The following is a 2,974-nucleotide window of genomic DNA, read 5'->3' as shown; positions in this document are numbered from 1 at the left end:
CTGTAAATATAATGCCCAGCTTTCCTGCGGGCGAGTACAGACTCCCACTCTGGCGATGATCGCGAAACGGGAAGAAGAGATACGGGCATTTAAGCCGAAGGAATATTACGGAATCACCCTGAAAGCAGGTGATATTATCTGGACATGGAAGGAACCAAAGAGTAAGAGCTTCAGGACTTTTAATAAAGAATGTGTGGAGAAAATTTTCAATGCTATCAGAAACCAGTCGGTGGAGGTAACGTCCATAACCAGCAAAGAGAAGAAAACCTTTGCACCGGGTTTGTATGACTTGACGACTCTTCAGAGAGAAGCAAACCAGAAATATGGGTATTCTGCAAAGCAGACTCTGAATATTATGCAGCGTTTGTACGAGAACCACAAAGTTCTCACTTATCCCAGAACAGACTCAAGATATATCGGAAAGGATATTGTTCCTACAATCAAAGAACGATTAAAGGCCTGTGCAGTGGGACCGTATAGAAAACTGGCAGGTGCACTGATGAATCAGCCAGTTCGGGCAAATGGAAGTTTTGTGGACGATAAAAAGGTCAGTGACCATCATGCAATTATCCCTACGGAGCAGTTTGTACAGCTTGACCATATGACAAATGAAGAACGTAAAATTTATGACATGGTAGTTCGCAGATTTCTCAGTGTGTTGTATCCACCTTTTGTTTATGAACAGGTGAGCATGGAGGGAACTGTTGCAGGAGAACTTTTTGCTGCCGGCGGAAAAGTTGTAAAAAGTGCCGGATGGAAAGATGTGTATGAAAATACGGACGACACTGAAGATGATGAGGATACAGCTGATGATGCACAGACACTGAAAGATCAGAAGCTTCCACAGATGAAGAAAGGTGAGAGACTGCACATAGAGAATGTATCTATGAATACAGGCAGGACAAAGCCGCCTGCAAGATTCACAGAAGCAACACTTCTTGCAGCAATGGAGAATCCGGTGCGTTATATGGAGAGCCATGATACGAAAGCTGCGAAAACTCTCGGTGAAACGGGTGGTCTGGGAACAGTTGCCACAAGAGCGGATATTATTGAGAAATTGTTCAACAGTTTTCTGATGGAGAAGAAAGGCAATGAAATTCATCTGACTTCCAAGGCAAAACAGCTTCTGGAACTGGTACCTGAGGAACTGCGTAAACCGGAACTGACAGCGGACTGGGAAATGAAGCTTGGAAATATTGCAAAAGGGAAAATGAAACAGGAAACCTTCCTGAAAGAGATCAGGAACTATACCTGTGATATCGTAGATGAGATTAAAACAGGACAGGGAACCTTCAGGCATGATAATCTCACAAACAAAATCTGCCCGAATTGTGGAAAGAAGCTTCTGGCAGTGAATGGAAAGAATGCAAAAATGCTTGTATGTCAGGACAGAGAGTGCGGTTATAAAGAAACCCTGTCCAGAACTACCAATGCCCGTTGTCCCAAGTGTCATAAACGTATGGAAATGTATGTGAAAGGTAAGGAAGAGACATTTATCTGTGCCTGCGGCTATAAAGAAAAGCTCTCTGCTTTTCAGGCGAGAAGAACCAAAGAGGGAGCAGGAGTCAATAAGCGTGATGTTCAAAAATATATGAGACAGCAGCAGAAAGAAGCCAAGGAGCCGGTGAATAATGCATTTGCACAGGCACTGGCAGGATTAAAACTGGAATAACTATATCACTCTCTTGTCTGCGAATCCGTATCCTATGCGATGGGTATAGTTATTTACGAAACGATGTACCAGATAAAATAAAAAAGAAGGGAAGATAATATTATGGCAGTACAGGATGATCATATGATAAGAAATATTCAGGACGTAGGAAGACTGATCGCGAAGCTTCTGCTTCATGAGCAGCAGCCCAATTACAAACTTCCGGAGAAGGAAGCAGATTACACAGAGGCAGACCGGCTTTTTGCTACAATTATGAAACTGGCAGAAGAAGGCAAGATCAATGAAGCAGAAAACGAATTATATATGGGTATGGTAGAAGATGATGTAGACTATCTGGAACTGGCACTGACCTTTTATCTGTATCTGAATGATATGGACGGAGATTTCCTGGATGATAACGGATATTCAAGGGAGGAAGTTTTGGAAGGTATGAAAGATCTTGCTTCAGACTGGGGTGTTACAGGATTAGAGGCTTTTTGAGAGAAAGGAAAAAGCATAGCATATGCGCAGAGAACAGACACTGGAAGAGATTTCGGATGGTAAATTATATGATTCTAATGATATGGTAAAGGCAGACTGCCATGACTGTGAAGGCTGCTGTGACTGTTGTCAGGGAATGGGAGATTCTGTGCTCCTGGATCCATATGATGTATACAGATTGTCGGCAGGATTACAGAAATCAGCAGAGCAGCTTTTACAGGAATATCTGGAACTGGGAGTGACAGATGGAAATATCCTTCCGCATCTTCGGATGACAGGAGTTAAGGAACAGTGTATATTCCTTAACAGTGAAGGACGCTGTCACATCCACTCTATTCGGCCGGGATTCTGCAGTTATTCCCACTGGGAAGATTCTACGAGAATGGCAGTTTTAAATATATTCTTCAGATTCACGAATGTCCTAAAACAAACCGCAGTAAGATCAAGGTAAAGAAGTGGGTGGACACACCGGATCTGAAAAAATATGAGAAATTTGTAAATGACTGGCATTATTTTCTGCTGGATGTGCAGGAAGTACTGTACAATGCTGAGGATCCAGATCTGATCAGAAATCTGAACCTCTTTGTGGTGAACAGATTCTATCTCAAACCATATGACCAGGATCAGGATTTCTACATACAGTTTTATGAGAGGCTGAAAGAAGGAAAAGATTTGCTGGCACTGGCCTGAGCGTGTTTGAAAAATGCTCTAGTGATAAAAAACCTTGCTGTACAGAACAATATCCGTATAAAGATATTTTCTGTACCGTAAGGTTTTTTTATAAAGCATAAATGTTCATCTGACTACCTGAGGTGTCAGATG

At 42.2% G+C, this 2,974-nt stretch carries 2 protein-coding genes and 1 pseudogene; all 3 read left to right on the top strand.

Annotated elements, in window-relative coordinates; translation table 11 throughout:
- A partial coding sequence (gene topB, locus AC075L_RS06305; RefSeq protein ID WP_476387374.1) for a DNA topoisomerase III occupies positions 1 to 1,672 on the top strand: 1,672 nt, incomplete at its 5' end.
- Positions 1,673 to 1,774: 102 nt separating this feature from the next.
- Entirely contained in the window at positions 1,775 to 2,152 is a 378-nt protein-coding gene (locus AC075L_RS06300) for a DUF6483 family protein (RefSeq protein ID WP_008704036.1), read from the top strand.
- Positions 2,153 to 2,174: 22 nt separating this feature from the next.
- Positions 2,175 to 2,842 (top strand): annotated as a pseudogene (locus AC075L_RS06295) (YkgJ family cysteine cluster protein).
- The last annotated feature ends 132 nt before the right edge of the window (positions 2,843 to 2,974 follow it).

The organism is Blautia sp. ZXY-1-B12 (assembly GCF_056339915.1).
The sequence above is the reverse complement of the archived record's forward strand: the minus strand, read 5'-3'. Positions and strand labels throughout refer to the sequence as shown.

Coding starts and splice junctions, on each gene's coding strand:
- AC075L_RS06300 (WP_008704036.1), top strand. CDS start 1,775: ATGGCAGTACAGGATGATCATATGATAAGAAATATTCAGGACGTAGGA.